Origin of the sequence: Mesorhizobium sp. M4A.F.Ca.ET.050.02.1.1 (genome assembly GCF_003997725.1) — a bacterium.
In the GTDB taxonomy this organism is placed as follows: Bacteria; Pseudomonadota; Alphaproteobacteria; order Rhizobiales; family Rhizobiaceae; genus Mesorhizobium.
Genome location: NZ_RZSG01000364.1, coordinates 1 through 5,870, shown reverse-complemented (window position 1 = coordinate 5,870; position 5,870 = coordinate 1). Strand labels below are relative to the sequence as shown.

General features: G+C 64.0%; 4 protein-coding genes and 1 pseudogene. 4 read left to right on the top strand and 1 reads right to left on the bottom strand.

Going from position 1 to position 5,870, the window contains the following annotated elements:
• Positions 1 to 1,377: pseudogene (locus tag EOA33_RS21580) on the bottom strand (peptidoglycan-binding protein); the annotation flags it as partial.
• Positions 1,378 to 1,875: 498 nt separating this feature from the next.
• Between EOA33_RS21580 and EOA33_RS21575 the strand changes: the two are divergent.
• The 4 genes from EOA33_RS21575 to EOA33_RS21560 all read left to right on the top strand — a co-directional run.
• Positions 1,876 to 2,340, top strand: a complete 465-nt coding sequence (locus EOA33_RS21575) for a MerR family DNA-binding transcriptional regulator (RefSeq protein ID WP_126056613.1) — start codon at positions 1,876 to 1,878, stop codon at positions 2,338 to 2,340.
• 237 nt (positions 2,341 to 2,577) lie between these two features.
• Positions 2,578 to 4,374 (top strand): acyl-CoA dehydrogenase, encoded by a 1,797-nt coding sequence (locus EOA33_RS21570; RefSeq protein WP_127406530.1) that lies wholly within the window; start codon positions 2,578 to 2,580, stop codon positions 4,372 to 4,374.
• 146 nt (positions 4,375 to 4,520) lie between these two features.
• Positions 4,521 to 4,937 (top strand): endonuclease domain-containing protein, encoded by a 417-nt coding sequence (locus EOA33_RS21565; protein WP_245482402.1) that lies wholly within the window; start codon positions 4,521 to 4,523, stop codon positions 4,935 to 4,937.
• The coding region (locus EOA33_RS21560) for an acyl-CoA dehydrogenase family protein (protein WP_127406528.1) at positions 4,934 to 5,870 on the top strand (937 nt) is incomplete at its 3' end. The genes EOA33_RS21565 and EOA33_RS21560, both read left to right, overlap by 4 nt.

Sequence of the window (5,870 nt, the reverse complement as noted above, 5' to 3'; positions counted from 1 at the left end):
GCCGGCGCTGTCGGCCTGCGGCATGTGCTGGTCGAGCCTGTCGGCAACCTCGTCCAGCCGCCACTCGAGATCGCGAAACAGCATGTTGCCCTGTTCGATCGCATCACCCTGCCGGCGTTCCATCATCCCCGACAGCGCGTCGAAGCGCTGTTCAAGTCCCTGGAAAATATAATCGGCATCGGGCATGGCTGGCGCGTGGTCGATTTTGTCGGCGATCAGCGCGATTTGCCTGCCGAGCCGTTCCATGGCCTGCTCCGGCAGGTTGGCGCGGCCGGCCAGCTCGTCGACGCGGCTCGACAGAAGGTTGAGCCGGTCCATAACCTCTCGACCGGGCTGGGCCTGGGTCACTTCCTCGATCTGCTGCGCCAGCGAGGCGATCCGCTTCTCGATGCGCTCGAAGGGTTCCGGGTCGAAGGCATTGGCCTGCGCGGCAACGGTCGAGGCGACGATGGCGCGGGAGATCTCGTCCAGCCGCTCGTCGATCATGCCGAACGTGTCGCTGCCTCGATTGCTCTGCTGGCTGGCGAACTGGTCGACGGCGCCGGCAAGCGTGCGCACCTTTTCCTCCAGTGAGCGCAGCGACAGCGATTCCGGCAGGTTGTTTACGGCATTGCTGATCTGCTCGAGCCGGTCGGTCAACGCCGAAAGGCCTGGATTGTCGGAGCGCTTGCGCTGGTCGGCGTCGACACGGTCCTCGAAGGCGCTCCAGCGGCGGTCGAAGTCGTCCCATCGGCGATCGACCGCCCGCACGCTTTCCTCGCGCGCCAGCGTGTCCAGCGCGCCCTTGACCTGCTCCATCTCGAGCCTGAGCAGGTTGACGCTCCTGTCGTCGCTCTTCTCAGCCAGCGTCTGGATGGCGCCGGACAGCCGCTCGAATTCGAGGCCGAGCTCGGCGCTGCCCTTGTCCGCCTGGCCATTCGCCTGGAAGGCGCGCTCGATGTCGTTGCGCAGCGCGTCGAACTCGCGCTTGAGGCCGGCGGTCATCTGATGGCGCAATTCCTCGCGCAGGCCGCGCAGCTCGCCGGCGATCTTGCCGACCACGGCGACGCTGTCCTCCTGGCCGCGCACGCGGTCGATGTCGCGGGCGATCGCCTGATAGTTCTGCTCGAACGCGGGCGCGGCCGGCGCCGGCGTCTTTGGTCGCGGCGTCGGCTGCGGATCCTCGTACCAGCGCGGCGGCTGGCTGTAAGGCTGGGCGCTGGCGTAGCGCGGTTCCGGCTGGCGGCGAGGGTCGAGGCGCTCGGCCGTGTCCTCGCGCGTCCGCTCCAGCCGCTGCTCCAGCGTTTCCAGGGAGCGGTTCAACTGCTCGAGCGTGGTGTGCGGCCTGCGCTGCCTGCCGGCATTGAGTGTATCGAGATAGGACCGCTTGCTGTTCATCGATGCGCCCGTGTTCAGAATTGCCGGCTCGTGACCGGATTCCCCAAAGTCTCGCCGGGACGAAGGCGACCGTGCGGTTCTGCCGCGGCGGAGGGCTAGCCTCCCGGGCGTTTCGCCCGCGCTTCGAAAACCGTGAAAAATTCGCTACAGGATAAACACGGGTGACCGACATGCGCACATTTCACCCAACGTGGTAAACAACGCGTTAACCAAGCTTAAGAACTTGCGCATGATCCTTTCCACTGCGGTCGCCGCCGCAAAAATCGTTCTGGGCTTCCGGCTCGTGCGCCAACGGGTGCGGCATAACGTTTCTTAGCCTAGAACACCCTTGCGTCATGAGCCGGCACTCGGTATAGAATTGACGTAAACGTAAGAGGTGTGCAGATCCCCCTTTTGCGATTTTTCGTTGAAACCACGACTGGAAGCACGCCCCCGCTTCCACTCAGGCGACGCAAGGTCCGGGACCGCGGCGCCACCAGACGGGGAAAGCCAGTGACCATGAAGCTTGTTTCGGCCGGCGAAGCCGCGGCCAACACCAATGACATATCGACTGAAACCGGCGAGGAACTTGTCCGCATCGGCGAAATGGCCAAGAAATATGGCGTGACGCTGCGCACGCTACGTTTCTATGAGGACAAGGGCCTGCTCAACCCGAAGCGCGACGGTTCGACCCGTCTCTACACACGCCGCGACAAGGCCCGGCTGAAGCTGATCCTGCTGGGCCGCAAGGTCGGGTTCTCGCTGCGCGACGTCAAGCAGATGATGGATCTCTACGATCCGACCGGCTCCAACACCAAGCAGCTGCGACTGGCGCTCGACAAGTCCGAGAAGCAGCTCGCTCGCCTGCAGAAGCAGCGGGCGCTGATCGACGACGCCATCAACGAGTTGAGCGCCTCGATGACGGCGGTGCGCCAGATGCTTGCCCAACGCGCCGCGCCGCCACAGGCCAGCGCAGCCGGCTGATCCTGTGCGCCGGCTTCCGGCGGAAAGTCTCGGACGAGGAGCCGCGCGGCCTGTGCCGGGCGGCTCTTTTCTTTTGGCGGCCATGCGTCAGCTCACCGAAAATTTTGCGTCTGCGACAAGATTGACGTTTACGCAAACGTCAATTTTTGCTAGGGGCGTCGACATTGGCTCAGCCTCCGATCTGCGCTTTGATCGAGAACTTGCTGGCAGGGCCAGACCGCAAGGGTGGAGGAAGGCATGACGATCTACAGGGCGCCGATCCAGGACACGCTGTTCGTGCTCAACGACGTGTTGGGCTATCAGCGCTATTCCAATCTTCCCGGCTTCTCCGACGCGACGCCCGAGGTCCTCGAGGCGATCCTCGCCGAGGGCGCCAAGCTCGCTGAGAACATCATGCATCCGCTCAACCGTGTCGGCGACATGGAAGGCTGCGTGCGCCATGATGACGGCTCGGTGACGACGCCCAAGGGCTTCAAGGAGGCTTTCGACCAGTATCGCGAGGGCGGTTGGATGGGGCTCGCCGCGCCTGCCGAGTTCGGCGGCCAGGGCCTGCCCTACACGGTCCACACGGCGGTTTCCGAATATATGGTCTCGGCCAACATGTCGCTGATGATGTATCCGGGCCTGACGCAAGGCGCGATCGCCGCCATCATCACCCACGGCACCGACGAGCAGAAGGCGACCTGGCTGCCAAAGCTGGTCGAGGGCGCATGGACCGGCACCATGAACCTCACCGAGCCGCATTGCGGCACGGATCTTGGCCTGCTGCGCACCAAGGCCGTGTCGAACGGCAATGGCACCTACAAGATTTCCGGTCAGAAGATATTCATCTCCGCCGGCGAGCACGACATGGCGGACAACATCGTCCACCTGGTGCTGGCCCGCATCGAGGGTGCGCCGGAAGGCGTCAAGGGCATCTCGCTGTTCATTGTGCCGAAGCTCAAGCTCGACGCCTCGGGCAAGCCAGGTGAAAGAAACGCCGTCTCTTGCGGCTCGATCGAGGAGAAGATGGGCATCCACGGCAATTCGACCTGCGTCATGAATTATGACGAGGCCGAAGGCACGCTGCTCGGCGAGGCCAATGGCGGCCTGAAGGCAATGTTCACGATGATGAACGAGGCCCGCCTCGGCGTCGGCCTGCAGGGGCTGTCGCTGTCGGAGATCGCCTACCAGAACGCCGTCTCCTACGCCAAGGACCGCTTGCAGGGCCGGTCGCTGTCGGGTGCCAAGGCGCCGGACAAGAAGGCCGATCCAATCATCGTCCATCCCGACATCCGCCGCTCGCTGATGACCATGAAGGCGTATAACGAGGCCGGCCGCGCGCTGGCGCTGTGGACCGCGATCAAGTCGGACGTCGCGCACCGCGCCGGTGACGACAACGATCGCCGGGCGGCCGACGACTACACCGGCCTGCTGACGCCCGTGGTCAAGGGCGTGCTCACCGACAAGGGCTTCGACCACGCGGTGATGGCGCAGCAGGTGTTCGGCGGCCATGGCTATATCGAAGAGCACGGCATGAGCCAGTTCGTGCGCGATGCCCGCATCGCCATGATCTATGAGGGCGCCAACGGCATCCAGGCGCTCGACCTGGTCGGCCGCAAGCTGGCGCAGAACGGTGGCCGCGGCGTACAGGCTTTCTTCAAGGAGGTCGGCGAGTTCTGCGAGGAGAACCGTGCCGACGAGAAGTTGGCGCCCTTCACCAAGGCGCTGAAGAAGGGCCTCAACGACCTGCAGGCGGCGACCATGTGGCTGCTGCAGAACGCCATGGCCAAGCCCGACAATGCGGGCGCCGCCTCGACCGACTACATGCACCTCTTCGGCCTGGTGGCGTTGGGCTACATGTGGGCGCAGATGGCGAAGGCCGCCGGCGCGAAGCTCGCCGATGGCGCCAACGGCTCCTCGGCCTTCTATGACAACAAGCTGGTGACGGCGCGCTTCTTCATGGAGCGGATCATGCCGGAGACGGCGACGCGGCTTGCCCGCATTTCCAGTGGCGCGGACGCGCTAATGGCGCTGTCGGCGGAAGCGTTCTAGAAATGCTCGGCGTCCCCCTCCCCCTTGAGGGGAGGGTGGCCCGAAGGGTCGGGAGGGGTCGCCCGCGACGAGCTCGACGCCAATTCTGACAGATGCGCACTGGGAGGAGGACTATCGCAATGCCGCGGACGCGGGTGAGTTTCGAAATGCGGCAGAAGGCACGCTCGCTTCGTCTCCATGCGACGAAGGCGGAGTCTTTGCTATGGTACGAATTGCGGGAGCTGATGGCTGACAGTTTGAAGTTCAGGCGGCAATCGCCGATCGGCCCGTACATTGTCGATTTCGTCTGCCCGTCGGTCAAACTCATTGTGGAGGTCGACGGCGACCTGCATGAAACCGAGGCTGGCAAGCGTCATGATTTGAACCGCGACGCTTATTTGCAGTCGCTTGGCTACGTCGTGCTTAGGATTGACGAGCCGGATGTTATCAATAGCGCCTGGCATGTTGCGCAGTTTGTCAAAGGTGAGGCTGAGCGTGTCGCCGGCGACCCCTCCCGACCGCTTCGCGGCCACCTTCCCCTCAAGGGGGAGGGGGACGCCAGCGCCACGGAGGAAATGGCATGACAAATCCAGCCGAAATTCTTGGCTTGCCAAAACCCGCCTGGGCGGCGGACGAGGTCGCAATGCTCTACGACATGGCGTCGCGCTTCATGTCTGAAGAGATCGCGCCGCGCTATGACGAGTTCGAGAAGAACGAGATGGTCGACCGCGAGAGCTGGCTGAAGGCAGGCGCGGCCGGCCTGCTCTGCGCCTCGATGCCGGAGGAATATGGCGGCTCGGGCGGCACCTTCGCGCATGAGAGCGCCATCATCGAGGCGATCGGCCATGTCGGCGTCGACGGCTTCGGCATCGGTCTGCACAATTCGATCGTCGCCCCCTACATCCTCCATTACGGCTCCGAGGAGCAGAAGAAGAAGTGGCTGCCCAAGCTCGCGACCGGCGAGCTGATCGGCGCCATCGCCATGACCGAGCCCGGCGCCGGCTCCGACCTGCAAGGCGTCAAGACGCGCGCCGAGAAGGACGGCAACCACTACAAGATCAGCGGCTCCAAGACCTTCATCACCAATGGCCAGCTCGCCAACCTGATCATCGTCGTCACCAAGACCGACCCGGAAAAGGGCGCCAAGGGCACTTCGCTGATCGTCGTCGAGACCGACGAGGTCGAAGGTTTTCAGCGCGGCCGCAACCTCGACAAGATCGGCCTGAAGGCCAACGATACCTCCGAACTGTTTTTCAACGACGTGCGCGTGCCGACCTCGAACCTGCTCGGCCATGAGGAAGGCAAGGGCTTCGTCCAGCTGATGCAGCAACTGCCGCAGGAGCGGCTGCAGATCGGTACCGGCGCGATCGCCATGATCGAGCGCGCGCTGGCCTTGACCATCGACTACGTCAAGGAGCGCAAGGCCTTCGGCAAGGCGGTCATCGATTTCCAGAACACCCAGTTCAAGCTGGCCGAGCTGAAGACCGAGGCCACGATCGGCCGCGTCTTCTACAATG

What these genes read in the sequence shown, in the direction of transcription:
- EOA33_RS21565 (WP_245482402.1), top strand. Translation starts at nt 4,521, where the DNA reads ATGCGGCAGAAGGCACGCTCGCTTCGTCTCCATGCGACGAAGGCGGAG.
- EOA33_RS21575 (WP_126056613.1), top strand. Translation starts at nt 1,876, where the DNA reads ATGAAGCTTGTTTCGGCCGGCGAAGCCGCGGCCAACACCAATGACATA.
- EOA33_RS21570 (WP_127406530.1), top strand. Translation starts at nt 2,578, where the DNA reads ATGACGATCTACAGGGCGCCGATCCAGGACACGCTGTTCGTGCTCAAC.